This window comes from Methanoculleus sediminis, from assembly GCF_001017125.1.
In the GTDB taxonomy this organism is placed as follows: Archaea; Halobacteriota; Methanomicrobia; order Methanomicrobiales; family Methanoculleaceae; genus Methanoculleus; species Methanoculleus sediminis.
The window spans coordinates 372,532-386,372 of record NZ_JXOJ01000002.1 but is presented as its reverse complement, the minus strand read 5'-3'; the positions used below and the strand labels follow the sequence as shown (position 1 = coordinate 386,372).

Genomic DNA, 13,841 nt, shown 5'->3' with positions numbered 1-13,841 from the left:
GTTTAACGAGGATCTCAAGATGACCCCACTTATTACGGTGAAGGATCTCTGCATGGAGTTCAACGGGACTACCGTGCTTAAAAATATCAATTTCGAGGTGGCGGAGGGAGAGACCGTCGGCATTATCGGCAGAAGCGGCGCCGGCAAGACCGTTCTCATGCACCTTATGCGTGGTGTCGACCAGCCTCCGACACGGGGTGCAGTCATCTATCACGTCGTCACCTGCGGCAAATGCGAGTACATCGGTGTCCCGAGCGAAGCGGAAAAGCCGTGTCCTGTCTGCGGGGGCAGGCTCGAACCGGCGGATATCGATCTCTGGGCCGAGGAAAACGCGACGATGAAACGGCGGATCATGCGGAGAACCGCCATCATGTTCCAGCGGACGTTCGCACTCTACGGTGACGACCGGGTGATCGAGAACGTCCTGCGTGCGCTCGACGATGTCGGCTACCCGAGCGAGAAGGCCGTCAGCAGGGCCGCCGACCTCATCGACCAGGTCAGGCTCTCCCACCGGATGATGCACATCGCCCGCGACCTGTCCGGCGGCGAGAAGCAGCGGGTGGTGCTCGCCCGGCAGCTTGCGAAGAACCCGTTCATGCTCTATGCGGACGAACCGACCGGGACGCTCGATCCGGAGACCGCCACGCTCGTCCACCGGATGCTCATCGAGAGCGCCCAGGCGAACGACATGGGAATGGTCGTCACGTCCCACTTCTCAAACGTCATCAAGGACGTGGCCGATCGGGCAATCCTCCTGGAAAACGGTGAGATCAAAGGGATCGGCGCCCCCGAGGAAGTCATCGGCCGGTTCATGGAGAACTACAGCGACGTCGAGCAGCACGAGGCCGGGGCGGTCGGCGAGAAGATCCTGGTCGCCCGTGACGTGGTGAAGCGCTACCTCTCGGTCGACCGGGGCGTCGTCCGGGCAGTCAACACCGTCTCGTTCGAGGTCGGCGAGAAAGAGATCTTCGGGATCATCGGCAAGAGTGGGGCGGGCAAGACGACCCTCTCCCGGATCATATCCGGGATCCTCGAGCCCACCAGCGGCGAGATGAACATCCGGATCGGCGACGACTGGATCGACATGACGAAACCCGGCATCGAGAACCGCGGTCGGGCGAAGGGCTACATCGGGCTTCTCCACCAGGAGTACGATCTCTACCCGCACCGGACGGTGCTCGACAACCTCACCGACGCCATCGGTCTCGAGTTCCCCAAGGAACTCGCGATGAGGAAGGCGATCATCACGCTCGGGATGGCCGGGTTCACGCCCGAGAAGAGCAAGGAGATCCTGGACCGCTATCCGGGCCAGCTCTCCGAAGGCGAGAAGCACCGGGTGGCGCTCGCCCAGGTGCTCATCCGCGAGCCGCTGCTCGTTGTTCTCGACGAACCGACCGGCACCATGGACCCGATCACGAAGATCGATGTGAAGCACTCGATCCTCCACGCCCGCGAAGAGATGGACGAGACATTTATCGTGGTTTCGCACGATATGGAATTTGTGAGAGATATCTGTGACCGTGTCGCCCTCATGCGGGGAGGCAAGATCATCCAGATGGGACCGACGGAGGAGGTGCTCGCTCATCTCACCGAGGACGAACGAACGGTGATGGGGGCCGGCGGAGCCCCCTGAGGTGCACGTAATGGAGATCCACCTGGACGGCAAACGCGTTTTGGTTCCGGAAGGTTCCCGGCTCGGGGATCTCCTCCCCGCATGGGATGAGCGGTTCAGTGTCGCCGTCATCCGCCCGGCGCTCGTTGAAGATGAAGCCGAGTCGCAGGAGGTCCGGTTCGCCGCTCCGGCGGGTGACCTGGTCGTCGAGGTGGCGAAGACCGCGGCGGTTTCCCGTCTCCTTCGACCGGAGGTTGCAGAACAGCTCCGCCTGCACTGGCAGGATCGTTACGCAGTCGCCTTCGGGCCGTTCGAGTCCGACGTCCGCCCGGCACGCCATCCGGGCCGGTACGAGCGCGGCGACGTGATCCTCGGGTGCGGGGGCTATGATCCCTCCAGGTCCTACCTGATCTTCGCACGCATGGGGCATACCGCCGACTACGGCGCCCCGGCCGACGGCGGCGTCATCGGCAAAATCGTCACCGGCCGCGGACTGCTCGACCGGCTCGCCGACGGCGATCAAATCACCGGGGTCGAGCGGGTATTCCGGCGTGTCGACCGCTCGAACGTCGTCGTCACCCGCGACTCCGACTTCCCGCTCGAAGACGGGATGCAGGTCGTCTCCTACGTGGAAGCGGAAGTGCAGGGCTTCGGGGAAGACGGGATCGATACCGGAACCGCCCGGAGCGTCGAGCACTTCCTTCTCTCCGTGCAGGGCGGCAGATTCAGGGTGGACCGCTCGAGCAGCACCTATGTCGCCGACACGCACCTGGTTCCGACACGGGTTCCGGCGGAGTTCTCCGGTCCGAGGCTTGAGGGCACCGTCACGGTCAGGACCTCCGGAAAATCCTCCGGGGGAATCTACATCTACACCCAGGGCGTCTCGGCGAGCCCGGCGCACACCGTCGTAGGACGGGTCGTCCACGGCATCGAACTCGTCAGGTTTGCCGGTGAGGGCGACCTCCTCGCCATCCGTGCGGAACCGGAGCAGTTCGATCTCGTCGGTCTTTCGCTCGCCGATGCGGAAGCGGTCGCCGCCCGGCGTGGGGTCGCCCTCACCGCCGACGCGGCCGAGGGCGATCGCGTCGTGGTAAGCCAGATCCCGGCAACGACGCTCGAAGTGCTGGCCGGCGGCGAGGCCCGGGTCGAGACGGTGCCTGCCGACCACGTCGTCAGCATCACCCTCGACGAGGCGGCCGCGCCCCGGTCGGTCACGATATTCCGCGAAGTGACCGGGCTCAAGCACCACAGCGTCGGGAAGATGCCGCTCGTCTTCATCTTCGAGGACGTCTTCCTCTTCAAGCCGAAGATCGGCAAAGGCGTCGGGATCATCCCGGAGAACACTCCCGGGGGCGAGGTGCCGGCCTACACCCTTGCGATGACGAACGACTCCCGGCGCGGTGCGGGCATGGTCGGGCTCCGTACGACACCGAACGCCGAGTTCGGCCCGACGTCCGAGCCGCTCACGGGCACGAACGTCATCGGGAAGGTGCTCGATGCGGGCAACCTTGCCGGGATGCGCGAAGGAGCCACGGTATACGTAAAGGAGGTGAAGTGATGGCCGAATATATTCCCGAGTACGTGGGCACGGTGACCAAATACGTCTTCGTCGAGTCCCCGTCCATGACCCCCGGGGAGCTCGCGCTCAGGGCCTACGAGGCCTCCGAGGGCGTCCTCATCAAGGAGACGTGCTTCGGGCTGCAGGTGACGGGCGAACCGGAGCCCGTTGACCGCCTCATCGAAGTGATCCGCGCGTTCGACCCGACCCACATCTTCGTCAAGGACCGGGGTTTTCCTCCCGGTGACCCGAGACGCTGCCGGGCGAATCTCGGCGGAGCGAGGCCGGGCTACCTCGGCCACGAACGGGAGTTCCGTATCCTGCGCTACATCACCCGCGGGCTCGAGGAGCTCGACCGGCGTGAAGGAGACAAGGCGGAACCGGCACCGCCCGCACTCGAAACGAAACCGAAACTCGATATCAAGCGACTGCAAGAACTGATAGAGACAGAGGAGTCCTGAATACAATGGCAAAGGTGTTTATCTACCCTGCAACGAGCCTCATCCTCTCCGACCTGGTGGCCCGGTTCGGCCATAAGCCGCTCGGTGCAGCCCTCGGTATCCGGGAGAGGATACAGACCGCCGGGGTAGACTCCCCGCCCCTGCAGATCACTCCCGAAGAGCCCAAACGCGGCCTGAAGTACGCGGCCGTCGAGGTGCCGTCCGGTGTTCGGGGGCGGATGGCGATCTACGGCCCCCTCATCGAGGAGGCCGAGGCGGCGATCATCGTCACGGACGCCGACCTTGCGTTCGGGTGTATGGGCTGCGCCCGCACCGACGAGTTGATCCTCTTCACTCTCCGCCAGAGCGGCATACCTATCCTGGAACTGAAGTATCCTTCTGACGAAGAGGAGGGGATACAGTTCGTCGCCGCCGTCAGGAAGTTCCTCGACGGTCTTCCAAAGGAGGAGGGCGAAGCATGAGCCGGAAGGTGCGGATCGCCCAGCTCTCCTGCGGGCCGGAATACAGCGGCGTCCAGAAAGAGATCTACGAGGCCGCCGGGTCCGTGGATGCGGAAGTCTTCTTCCCCGACATCGCGCTCGCCGATGTCGAGCGGGGGGTCGACGCGTTCGGCCTCGACGTCCGGAGCGCCGACCTGAAACTGATGATCGCCCGGGCGATGGCCCTCGTGGAGGGGAAGGTGGATGCCGACGGGGTCTTCATCGGCACCTGCTTCAGGTGCGCCGAGGCGGCGATCGTCCGGAACGAACTCCGGCGCTACATCCACGAGAACTCCCGGCTGCCGGTGGTGAGTTACTCCTTCACCGAGCGGACGACCGCGGGAACCCTCCTCACCCGGATGGAGGCCCTGACCACCATCGCCCGCCGGAGAGCGCTCCTTGCCCGTGAGGAGCAGACCGGGATCACGATGGGCGTCGACTCGGGATCGAGCACGACGAAGGCCGTCGTGATGAAGGAGAACGAGATCGTCGGCACCGGGTGGCACCCGACGACCGAGGTGATCAAGAGCGCCGAGAGCGCCGTCGCGGACGCGCTCGAGATGGCCGGACTCTCGCGCGAGGATATCCAGGCGATCGGCACCACCGGATACGGCAGGTTCCTGATCGGCAAGCATCTCGGGGCGGATCTCATCCAGGAAGAACTGACGGTGAACTCCAAGGGCGCCGTCTACCTCGCCGACCACCAGCGGGGCTCCGCGACCGTCATCGATATCGGCGGGATGGACAACAAAGCGATCAGCGTCATCGACGGCATCCCCGGAACCTTCACGATGGGCGGGATCTGCGCCGGGGCGAGCGGCCGGTTCCTGGAGATGACCGCAAAGCGGCTCGGCGTGGACATCACCGAGCTCGGCCCCCTCGCCATGAAGGGCATGGGCGCGAACGTCCCGATGAACAGTTACTGCATCGTCTTCGGGACGCAGAGCCTGGTGAACGCGCTCGCCGCCGGGTCCTCGCGCGAGGACGTCGCGGCCGCGGCCTGTCACAGCGTTGCGGAACAGGTCTTTGAGCAGCAGCTGCAGGAGATCGACATCAAGGAGCCGGTGATCATGGTCGGCGGCACCTCGCTGATCGAGGGTCTGGTCTACGCGATGGGCCAGCTCCTGCAGACCGAGATCGTCGTCCCGCCCCATTCGCAGTACATCGGCGCGGTCGGGTCCGCCCTGCTCGCGTCCGGATTCATCAAGGGAGAGTAGATGCCCCCGTTGAACTACTTCGTGGTCGAGTCCCCGGACGAGGTCGGGAGAGTGGCCTACGAGCGGGTCGCAGCCGACGTCCTCCAGGACCTCGATCTCATCAAGGTGGTCGACCGGCTGCACATTTACGTCGACCCGAAGGTGCCGATCTTCGTCGCCGCCGGGCTCCTGCGCCATATGCCGCGCGCGATCCGCATCGCCGACTTTGCCAACGTCAACCGCGGCGAGAACGAGATCGTCCTCGATATCGGCGACGAAACCTACCTTGCGCCGCTTCTCCAGAAACTCTGGACGATCTACGGCAAGGAGAACGTCGATCAGCCCGACCGGTTCACCGTCGTCCTCCCGGCGGGAGTGGCCGGGGAGGACGATCTCGACCAGCTGGTGGTAGCCGATCCGAGCGAGACCCTTTATAAGGACATCATCTACGCGCTCCAGTACATCGCCCCCGAGGGGTTCAAGGTCCGCCGCCAGTACATCCGGGATGGGAAGTTTTACTACGTGGCGAGCGAGGATACCCTGCCGACCGATATCGTGGAGACGGCGGTCGTGCCGCTCTTTGAGAAGATGGGGGTGACGCTGTGACGACACTGGTGCCGGTGACCTACAAGGGAGGCGTCTACCGGCACGACGAGATCATGGATCTGATCGACGACCTCGGGGGCTACATCGTCCAGAAGCACGTCATGGCCCAGGATGTCGTGCTCCAGTCGTTCGTGCCGCGTGACGATATCGAGATGATACGCCGGATCGCAAAACCGCTCGCCGGCGAGGTGATCGAGGCGCCCCTCGTCGGGACGGAGATCGCCGTCGTGAGCCCGAGTCTCGAGATCCATCATCTTCCCCACATCTCCTGCGATATCGCCGAGTACCTCAGGCGGTCGGGCGCGAAGACCAATATGGTCGGGCTTGCGAGAGGATTCGGGAAACGGATTGCAAACTTGAACGACGAGGAGCGTGACGTCATCAACGAGCACGATCTCGCCGTCTACGTGCTCGGCAACTTCGAGGAGTGCATCCGGCAGAAGTTTCCGGCGATTCGCCGGGAGATCCGTGTGCCGATCGTGGTGACCGGCGCGCCCGACCGCGAGACCCTGATACGGGCGATCGACCCGCCCGCCGAAGGATACGTGGGGGGAGTCGGCAGGATCATGCACCGGTTCAAGCGCCCCGAGGAACTCGGAAAACTCGACGAACTGGTGGACGAGGTCTCCCGCGTCCTGGATGCGCGACGGGATGCTCTCGCGAAAGACCCGCTCTCCGTCTTTCCGCCCCGCCTGATGGCGATCATCGAAGAGCAGATCCACGAGGTCAGCCTGCTGACGCACCCGACGCCGGTGACCGCCCAGATGGAGGGGCTCCGGGTGAAACTCCCCTACGATTCGTACGCCGATGACGTGCGGTCGCTTGAGGTCGCCGAAGGGGTGACGGTCGGTGATATCGCCGACGTCACGCCGTCACGGATGCGCAACTACATATTGATCCGGATTAAACCTTTCTCGGAAACGAGGATACTGGTGTAGTTGCGATGGACTTCGAGAAGGTACTCACGAGGATCGTGGAACGGGGGTCGGACGTCTTCGCGGAGGATCTCCTCCGGGAGATCGAGAGCGAGTACGGCAGGGTTCCGCTGATCTTTGAGCGGATGGCGGAACGCCCCGAGATCCTCATCTCGCACCTCCTCTACAAGGGTGCCGTCGTCGAGACCAGCCAGCTCGAGCCGAAGACGATCGAGCTCATCAGCCTCGCGGTGGGCGCCGCGCTCAAGTGCAGTCACTGCGTGGAGTACCACATGCAGTCTGCGATGGCGAAGGGCGCAACCCGGGCCGAGATCCTCGAGGTGATCCTGATCGCGGGGATGCTCGCGAACTCCGCCGTGCTCGCGGATGCGTACCGGGTGGTGAACGGCTCGGCCCCCTGTCCCTCCTGCGACATCAACGGAACGGGCCTGGATAAGACCTGTTCGGACAAATAACCTGTTTCTGGTCTCCGGAGTATGTGCGGTATTGCCGGGCAGTTTGCCCTGAACGGGGAGGAGGCGGACGCGGCCCTCGTCGGGGCGATGGCACAGCGCCTGGCTCATCGCGGGCCCGACGGCGAGGGGAGTTTCTTCTCCGGGCCGGTCGGCCTCGCCCACCGCCGCCTCGCGATCATCGACCTCTCCGACGAAGGCCGCCAGCCGATGGGAAACGAGGACGGGTCGCTTCAGGTCGTCTTCAACGGCGAGATCTACAACTACCGCGAACTCCGTGAGGAACTTGCCGCCCTCGGACACCGTTTCGCTTCCGCAACGGATACGGAGGTGATCCTGCACGCCTACGAGGAGTGGGGGAGGGACTGCCTCGCCCGGTTCAACGGCATGTGGGCGTTTGCCCTCTGGGACGGGCGCCGGCGAGAACTCTTCTGCGCCCGCGACCGCCTGGGCGTCAAGCCGTTCTATTACGCCGTGGCCGGGGGGTCGTTCCTCTTCGCCTCGGAGATCAAGGCGCTCCGGGTGCATCCGCTGGTCGGCCGGCGACCAAACGACCGGATGCTCCTGACCTTCCTTGCCTGGGGGGTCGCGGACCACACCGCCGAGACGATGTACGACGGCGTCTTCCAGGTCCCGCCGGCTCACGCGGTCGTCGTCTCGGAGGAGGACGTCGGGGAGCCGGAACGCTACTGGGATTTTGCGATGAACCCCGCCTCGCGAGAGGCCGGCACTGACGACGGAACCGCCGCAAGGAGGGCGAGAGACCTCCTGACCGATGCCGTCCGGCTCCGGCTCCGGAGCGACGTCCCGGTCGGAACCTGCCTCTCGGGCGGCATCGACTCCTCGACGGTCGCCGCCCTGATCAACGTTCTCCTGCGGGAGGAGAGCCCGGAGAGCGTCGGTGAGCGGCAGAAGACGTTCTCGGTCTGTTTCGACGATCCGAGATTCGACGAGAGCCGGTATATCGATACGGTGGTCGCAGCGACGGGTGTCGCGAACCGCCGGACGACGCCGGGCACGGACGGGCTCTGGGAGGATATCGAGAGGCTGCTCTACATGCAGGACGAGCCGTTCGCGTCCCTCTCGATATATGCCCAGTACTGCGTGATGCGCCTCGCACAGGACGAGGTGAAGGTGGTCCTCGACGGGCAGGGCGCCGACGAGCAGCTCGCCGGCTACATCGCCTACCAGGCGCCCTACATCCGCGGGCTCCTGCGGCGGCGGGAGATCCTCGCCGCTCTCCGGGAGGGAGCCGCGAGTGCAAGGCTGCACCGGTCGTTCTTCTCGTGGGCGGCTGCTCAATCCCGGGTCCGGTCGGAGCGGCGGGAACTTCTCCGGGGTTCTCCGCCGGAGGTCCTCCGGTATGCGGGATCGCTTGACGAGGTGCTGAAACGGGAGATCACGGCCTCGAACCTCCCCCTCCTGTTGCACTGGGAGGACAGGAACTCGATGGCCTTCTCGATCGAGGCCCGGGTTCCGTTCCTCGACTACCGGCTCGTGGAGTACCTCGCATCCCTCCCGCTCGACCAGAAGATCCGCGGCGGCGTCACGAAGTATGTCCTCCGGCGGGCAATCCGGGGTCTGGTCCCGGATGCCGTCCGGTGCAGGACGGACAAGATGGGTTTCGTCACCCCCGAAGAGGTCTGGATGAAGGGCGAACTTGCACCGCGTATCCTCGAACTCTTCTCGGCGCCCGAATTCGCAGAGCGGCCCTACTGGGACGCGGAGTCGGTGCTCCGGAACTACCGGGAGTTCCTCGATGGAAAAAGTCCTTATTCTACCGAGTTCTGGCGGATAGCCTGCGCGGAGATGTGGCTGCGGCAGTTTGATGCGTAGTTTCCTCTACCAACTTTTTCGTAAGCGTCTCCTGCAATCTCTTCCGCTGTTTACAGAACACGTAGTGTCCGCTGGTGGTGGTCTTGTGCCGGAAGCATGGGGGGATTCTGGAGAAGAGGCGTACACGGCTGCCCAGAGGATAGTGTGATGATTGCTTCCTTTCAGCGCGGGCGGGGGTTTCAGGAGGAGTTTTGCACGATAGAGACAGGGGAGGGGGGATGCTCCCCCTCGCACCTATCGGTGCTCAAGCTCGCTTCGCTCGCACTCCGCACCCTTCGGGTGCTCGAGCTCCGTTCCTATCGGAACATCGCACTCCCCGTCGGCCCCACCCCCGATGGCGATGTCCCCACGGTCCACTGCATGGGAACATGCTGAAGAAGGGCGGTTCCCTGACTTGCTTCCCCGGATACGGCTTTCCACCGGCTACGCACCTGGCGGTGCTCGTGCTCCGTTCCTATCAGAACGTCGCATATCGCCATGACTGCCCCTGCCTCCGGGGCGGGGAACGACTGCTGGAACAGCAGGAGTTTGAGCACCGCAGGTGCGAATGAGGAGCGCCGAAGGCGCGGGTGGAGTGGGGGTTTCCGAAAGGAAGTGCATTACGAGTATCCCCCGTGCCCCTCACTCCCCTCCCTCCTGCGGGCAGACGCCCCCCTTCTCCCGAAGACTCCTCCCCGCATACACCGCGAGCAGGACGGAGAGGACACCGGTGACGAAGATGCCGTCGAAGATCCCCGCACCCCCGATGGAGAGGACGGTCGACCCGCCTCCGACGAGCGCTGAAAACACCTCGGGATTCGCGAGGTTGAGGATGTCGGCGCCGAGCAGGGTGCCCATGGTCCCGCCGGCGTAGGCGAGCCCGGGGGCGGCACGGCAGCCGCGGGCGAGAAGGAGCCCCGCTACGGCACCCGCGAGGGGCGCGACGTAGAACGGCATCGTGATCCCGAGGCCGGGGACGGGCGTTGCAAAGGCGTAGGCGACGAGCGATACCATAACGATGGCGGCGAGGGACTTCAACCGCGAGACCCGGCCCCGCCCGATCATCTCGAGCGTTACGAAGAAGGGGATGACGGCCCCGCCCACGTTGACCGCGATGACGTCCTCCCCTATCGGGAGAAGCGGGATGTCGATCAGGCTCCCGAGCAGCGCCCCAACGGTCACCAGCACCGCCTGATAGAACCGGAGCCCGATCGATTCGAAGACCCCCTCGCTGATGAGGAGCAGGTTGAATATAACCAGGGCCGGTATGAGAACCGCGAACGCAACGAGGATCTGATCCGGGCTGAAGGGAACCGGTAGAATCGCGATCGTGGACAGCTCGGTCTCCATAGGCCGGATATACCGGGGGGTTCATGCCATAAATAGTCACGGGTCGTCCCCGGCGAGGTATCGGGAGTGCTTCGGGGGGCGGTCCCCGTACGGCTTCGACCTGACGGTCTTTCGGGCGGGTCGGCGCCGCCCAACCTGGCCCGTATCCCCCGTCTGATGAAGGATGAATATCACCGATGATAACGTAAAAGGGGGTAACAATAGAAAACAGAAATCTCTAATTGCGCATTTTATATCCCTTTGTAAATAGATATCTTCATATATGGGTAATCAAAAATAGTGTTAATCCAATAATTTCTTCCTCGAATCGGATAACGGACACCGGAAAACAACCCCCGGGAGCCGTCGCTCATGGAGGTTTCCGCGAATCCGGTGCACGCTTCGGGGATGGCGAGCGGCCGGGAACAACTCCGTTCTCGCCGACCGGTTGCATCTGCGCAGAGGAGTATGACCGCCTTTACCGTTGAAGATCTGATCCGACATCTGGAGCGGCTCCAGGCGAGGGGCCCGATACCGTTCGATGTGAAGAGCGGAGAGATCTTTGGGGTTCTCTGCCCCTGCGGTCAGGACCGGCGGACCCTGCTTGCCATCCTCATGACGATGCTCTTTCCGGTTCCCGGATTTGCCGAGCATTCACCGCTCGCGGTTCTCGGCAACCTCGGGGACGTGCGCAGAAGCATGGGCATCGTTCTCCGGGAGTCGGTGCTCGACCCTGCGCTGACCGGCAGGGAGAACCTGGACTTCCACGCCCGGCTGCACGGCCTGGGCGACGATATCCGGAAGAGAAGGATCCCCGAGGTCGTAGACCTCTTTGACATCGCCGGAAGTGCCGATGCCCGTGTCGAGACCTACTCTCCCGTCATGGTGCAGCAGTTGGAGATCGCCCGGGCATACCTCACGCACCCGTCGGCCCTCTTTCTTGCCGAACCGACGGCCGGCCTGGACGAAGCCGGGCGCCGGGAGATCTGGGACCTGCTCAGGCGGCTGAACCGTGAGCGGAAGGCAACGATCATCTTTACGACGCACGATGTTGAGGAAGCGGAAGCAATCTGCACCCGGGTTGCGGTGGTGGACCGCGGCGAGGTCGTTGCCCTGGATGCGCCGGAGACCTTCCGTGCGGTGATGGCCCTCGACGACACGCCGCTCGAATTCGACAACCCCACCTGATCGTCCCGGCTTTTGCACCGGTGGACGAGCGGCGGGTGCGATCGAAACCGCTTTATCGTTGCGGCCGTGACATGGATGCATGGCCGTTCATCTCCATCCCCTGCTCGCGTTCCTGTCCGTCGTCGCGCTTGTGCTCGCCGGTGGATGTCTCGAAGGCAGCCCGGCGCCCGACGACCAGGTCGTCCGGACGATCACGCCGTCCGAAGCATCCGCCCTGATCGAAGAGAGGGGAGGAGATCCGGGTTTTGTCATCATCGATGTCCGGAGACCGGACGAGTTCGCCGCCGGGCATATCCCGGGTGCAATCAACATCGACTCGGCGGAATTTTCAGAGCAGCTCAACAGTCTCGACGCGGAGGCGGCCTACCTCATATACTGCCAGCGGGCCGGGCGGAGCGCCGGCGTCCGGGAGTTGATGCGGGAGGCCGGATTTTGCGAGGTCTACGAGATCGAGGGCGGCATCAATGCCTGGAAGGCAGCCGGGCTCCCGGTGACCGGTTAAACCGTATTGTTCCTTATGGGTGGGCTCGACGCGGTTGCTGCATCGAGCCCGGATGAGTGGAGGAGAAGGGGGAAACGGATCGCCCTCAGATGATGATGGCTGCAGTCTTCGTGTCTTTCTCGTCGTCGAAGTCGGTGATGACGACCTCCGTTGAGAGGATCATGCCTGCGATGGACGCCGCGTTCTGGAGCCCGAGCCGCACCACCTTTGCGGGATCGATGACGCCGTGCTCCATCAGGTTCACGTAGGTGCCGGTCTTTGCGTTGTAGCCGAACCCTGGCTCGTCGCTCCTCTTTACGGTGGCGACGACCTCGGCGCCTTCGACACCGGCGTTCTTTGCAATCTGACGGATGGGCTCCTCCAGCGCCCGCCGGACTATGGCGACACCCACCTTCCGGTCGTCATCGAACTGCAGTTTATCCAGGGTTTCGATCGCCCTAAACAGGGTGACCCCGCCCCCGGAAACCACGCCTTCCTCGACCGCCGCCTTGGTGGCGTTCAGGGCGTCGTCGATCCGCATCTTCTTCTCTTTTAACTCCGTCTCGGTCGCCGCGCCGACCTTGATGACGGCGACGCCGCCTCCGAGGTTTCCAAGCCTCTTTCTGAGTTCGTCCTTCTTCCACTCGGAGTCCGCTATGTTGATCTGGGACTCGATCAGGTGCATCCGCTCTTCAAGGGCCTTGCGGTCGCCTTTTCCTCCGACGATCAGGGTGCTCTCTCCGTCGACCTTGACGGTGCGGGCCGAGCCGAAGACCTGCCTGGAGACATTCTCCAGTTTCATCCCCCGGTCTTCCGAGATCACCGTCGCGCCCGTGAGGATCGCGATGTCCTCGAGGATTGCCTTGCGTTCGTCGCCGAACCCGGGTGCCTTGACCGCACAGACCTTAAGTGAGCCGCGTATGATGTTCAGGATGAGGGCTGCCTGCGCCTCGCCCTCGACGTCCTCGGCAATGATCAGGAGCGGTCTCGCCTCCTGTGCGGCCGCTTCAAGGATAGGAACTATCTGTTTGAGCGAGGTGATCCTCCGGTCGGTGATCAGGATGTAGGGGTCTTCGTGCTCGCAGACCATCTTCTCGGTGTCCGTGATCATGTAGGGCGAGATGTAGCCCCGGTCGAACTGCATCCCCTTGACCACCTCAAGGCTGGTATCGAGGCTCTTTGCGTCCTCGACCGTGATGAGCCCGCCGTAGCCGACCCTGTCCATCGCGTCGGCGATGAGTTCACCGATCTCTTCGTCGTTGTTGGCCGAGATGGCGGCGACCTGCAGGATCCTGTCCCGCTCCCTGATCGGGACGCTCGTTGATTGGATGTACTCCACGGCGGCCGCAACCGCGGCGTCGACGCCCCGCCTGACTTCGTTCGGGTTCGCCCCGGAGGAGATGTTCTTGAGACCTTCGGCGAGGATGGCCTGGGCGAGAAGCGTTGCGGTTGTCGTCCCGTCGCCGGTCTTGTCCTGGGTCTTCTGGGCGACCTCCTTGACGAGTTTCGCCCCGATGTTCTCGAACTTGTCGTGGAGCGAGATCTCTTTTGCAATCGTCACGCCGTCGTTCGTCACGACGGGGCTTGTCGACCTGTCGATCACGACGTACCTGCCTCTGGGGCCGAGCGTTATCTTGACAGTGTCGGCGACCTTATTGACGCCGGCAAGGAGCGATCTGCGTGCGCCTTCGTCGAACATCAGCTGTTTTGATGATACCATGGGCTTCCT

General features: G+C 63.8%; 14 protein-coding genes. 12 read left to right on the top strand and 2 right to left on the bottom strand.

Annotated elements, in window-relative coordinates; translation table 11 throughout:
• Positions 1 to 19 precede the first annotated feature (19 nt).
• From atwA to SZ63_RS04700, 10 genes are all read left to right on the top strand, one after another.
• The gene (gene atwA / locus SZ63_RS04745) at positions 20 to 1,633 is read left to right on the top strand and encodes a methyl coenzyme M reductase system, component A2 (protein ID WP_048181949.1); all 1,614 of its coding nucleotides are present in this window, start codon (positions 20 to 22) and stop codon (positions 1,631 to 1,633) included.
• Positions 1,634 to 1,643: 10 nt separating this feature from the next.
• A complete protein-coding gene (gene mmp3, locus SZ63_RS04740; RefSeq protein ID WP_048181944.1) occupies positions 1,644 to 3,170 on the top strand; it encodes a methyl-coenzyme M reductase-associated protein Mmp3 in 1,527 nt (508 codons plus the stop codon).
• Positions 3,170 to 3,631 carry a methanogenesis marker 6 protein gene (locus SZ63_RS04735; RefSeq protein ID WP_048181941.1) on the top strand — a complete coding sequence of 154 codons (462 nt, stop codon included), beginning with the start codon at positions 3,170 to 3,172 and terminating at the stop codon, positions 3,629 to 3,631. Before mmp3 ends, SZ63_RS04735 begins: the two co-directional genes overlap by 1 nt.
• Before the next feature lie 5 nt (positions 3,632 to 3,636).
• Positions 3,637 to 4,092 (top strand): methanogenesis marker 5 protein, encoded by a 456-nt coding sequence (locus SZ63_RS04730; RefSeq protein WP_048181938.1) that lies wholly within the window; start codon positions 3,637 to 3,639, stop codon positions 4,090 to 4,092.
• Positions 4,089 to 5,327 carry a methanogenesis marker 15 protein gene (locus SZ63_RS04725; protein ID WP_048181935.1) on the top strand — a complete coding sequence of 413 codons (1,239 nt, stop codon included), beginning with the start codon at positions 4,089 to 4,091 and terminating at the stop codon, positions 5,325 to 5,327. Before SZ63_RS04730 ends, SZ63_RS04725 begins: the two co-directional genes overlap by 4 nt.
• The gene (locus tag SZ63_RS04720; protein ID WP_048181931.1) at positions 5,328 to 5,912 is read left to right on the top strand and encodes a methanogenesis marker 17 protein; all 585 of its coding nucleotides are present in this window, start codon (positions 5,328 to 5,330) and stop codon (positions 5,910 to 5,912) included.
• Positions 5,909 to 6,850, top strand: coding sequence for a methanogenesis marker 7 protein (locus SZ63_RS04715; protein WP_082122651.1), 942 nt, complete (start codon positions 5,909 to 5,911; stop codon positions 6,848 to 6,850). Before SZ63_RS04720 ends, SZ63_RS04715 begins: the two co-directional genes overlap by 4 nt.
• A gap of 5 nt (positions 6,851 to 6,855) precedes the next feature.
• Positions 6,856 to 7,302 carry a carboxymuconolactone decarboxylase family protein gene (locus SZ63_RS04710; RefSeq protein ID WP_048181928.1) on the top strand — a complete coding sequence of 149 codons (447 nt, stop codon included), beginning with the start codon at positions 6,856 to 6,858 and terminating at the stop codon, positions 7,300 to 7,302.
• 21 nt (positions 7,303 to 7,323) lie between these two features.
• Positions 7,324 to 9,135 (top strand): asparagine synthase (glutamine-hydrolyzing), encoded by a 1,812-nt coding sequence (gene asnB, locus SZ63_RS04705; RefSeq protein ID WP_048181925.1) that lies wholly within the window; start codon positions 7,324 to 7,326, stop codon positions 9,133 to 9,135.
• 147 nt (positions 9,136 to 9,282) lie between these two features.
• Complete coding sequence (locus SZ63_RS04700; RefSeq protein WP_156168363.1) at positions 9,283 to 9,510, top strand: hypothetical protein; 228 nt, start codon at positions 9,283 to 9,285, stop codon at positions 9,508 to 9,510.
• Positions 9,511 to 9,756: 246 nt separating this feature from the next.
• Here the strand turns inward: SZ63_RS04700 and SZ63_RS04695 are convergent, their stop codons facing one another.
• On the bottom strand, positions 9,757 to 10,464 hold the full coding sequence (locus tag SZ63_RS04695; protein WP_048181919.1) for a DUF1614 domain-containing protein: 708 nt from the start codon (positions 10,462 to 10,464) through the stop codon (positions 9,757 to 9,759).
• 447 nt (positions 10,465 to 10,911) lie between these two features.
• On the opposite strand from SZ63_RS04695, the gene SZ63_RS04690 reads away from it, so the two are divergent.
• Both SZ63_RS04690 and SZ63_RS04685 read left to right on the top strand, forming a co-directional pair.
• On the top strand, positions 10,912 to 11,631 hold the full coding sequence (locus SZ63_RS04690) for an ATP-binding cassette domain-containing protein (RefSeq protein WP_048181916.1): 720 nt from the start codon (positions 10,912 to 10,914) through the stop codon (positions 11,629 to 11,631).
• Positions 11,632 to 11,710: 79 nt separating this feature from the next.
• The gene (locus SZ63_RS04685; RefSeq protein WP_048181913.1) at positions 11,711 to 12,133 is read left to right on the top strand and encodes a rhodanese-like domain-containing protein; all 423 of its coding nucleotides are present in this window, start codon (positions 11,711 to 11,713) and stop codon (positions 12,131 to 12,133) included.
• A gap of 85 nt (positions 12,134 to 12,218) precedes the next feature.
• On the opposite strand, the gene groL is transcribed toward SZ63_RS04685, so the two are convergent.
• The gene (groL, locus tag SZ63_RS04680) at positions 12,219 to 13,832 is read right to left on the bottom strand and encodes a chaperonin GroEL (protein WP_048181910.1); all 1,614 of its coding nucleotides are present in this window, start codon (positions 13,830 to 13,832) and stop codon (positions 12,219 to 12,221) included.
• Between the last annotated feature and the right edge of the window lie 9 nt (positions 13,833 to 13,841).